At 37.9% G+C, this 1,392-nt stretch carries 2 protein-coding genes; both read left to right on the top strand.

Annotated elements, in window-relative coordinates:
* Positions 1–945, top strand: a 945-nt coding sequence (locus BFU02S_RS15800) for a hypothetical protein (protein WP_218005659.1), incomplete at its 5' end; no start/stop codon positions are given.
* 263 nt (positions 946–1,208) lie between these two features.
* Positions 1,209–1,392 (top strand): hypothetical protein (locus tag BFU02S_RS17175; protein WP_218005660.1); only part of this gene is annotated, 184 nt, incomplete at its 3' end.

Here is a 1,392-nt window from a genome sequence, read left to right on the forward strand (position 1 = left end):
ACGCTTACGTTTCTTCTGAAAAACAACATCATCTTGGATGCAAATGGTTTTGATTATAAGTACCGACTCTCCAATAAGTTCATCCTCAAAACTCAGGACAAATTCTATGATTATTCCCACTCGCAGTTCTTCCATTACGTTGTCGATACCTCGAAAACAGGGCTATCAAGATATATAAATTTTAACCGACAGGTTCTAAATGAAATATCACTTGAAGGTTGTAAAGGGGTCTTGTTCATAACCGATAAGCAAAATAAAGAATCACTCGAACGAGAAATTGAATATCACTTCTCACAATATGGAAATAGCTTACGCGAGATTGAAAACAAACTCGGTTGCAGTATACAGGTCGATTACCATGGAAATTTGAAAGGTGTCAATAATTACAGAACCTTCGATATGGTAGTGGTTATAAAATCCCCCATTTTTGATTATCTCTCCTATATCCTTACAAATCTCTACTACAAATCAAAAGATAAAATTCCAGTTGGAAATATTTCAATTTTTGAGAATGAAGAGATTGAAAGAATTCGTAAGACAGCGATTGCTGGTGAATTGTACCAGGGACTGAAAAGAATCAACCGAGACAACAGCCAACCCGCTAAGTATTATGTCTTCTGCAACAATCAAGATGTCATTGAAATTGTTGTGGAACAATTCCCAGGGATAAAGTATATCCAACGAGAGCTTGCAATCGAGAAAAAACGAAATGCAGATGCCGAATCCGAACAAATAGAAAATCCAAAAGTAGCAGAAGTCAAAAAACTGCTATTGGAATATCGGCAATCAGGGTTGAAGAGCATCAAAAAACAAAAGCTTCGAGAAGCGGTTGGCATTCGGTATAAATCAAATTTCGCAAAGTTACTGCATTCGTTGGAAGGATTTTTGCACGATGCACGCATAGTTTCCAAAGGTCAGCATCTCATTTTTGTAACCGACAAATAAGAATGAGCATTTATCGTCAATCTATTTTGAACGCAAATTTACAGTAACTTTATATGGAGGGATGGGCATGAGAGCCTTCCTTGGCATATGACATCGCCCTTTTGCATGGAATCATGCCCATAAAGGCTCCATGAAAAACCACGGCCAATTTCCAATAAAGTGTTCAATCTTATTTAGCGATATTTGCTTAAAAGTTCCTATCGGTTAAGCAAGTAAGTGATTAACAAAGGGGGCTTCAAGGCACTCTTTTTCTATTGGGGAAAATGGTTACACAAAACTATATCCCTTACAGTTATAGGCACGTTCGTTCCCTTGAAACTCCCATTGCTTGGTTTACTGGATTTCAGGGTCTTGCTTTGGTGTTGATTGCAGTCTTCTGCATTGCCATGAACCTTTCGGAGCAGTTGGCTAAATTCTGCTTGAAATGTGGTAAAGTGCCTTTTGGAT

The organism is Neobacillus fumarioli NBRC 102428 (assembly GCF_001591485.1).
Lineage (GTDB): Bacteria > Bacillota > Bacilli > Bacillales > Cytobacillaceae > Neobacillus > Neobacillus fumarioli.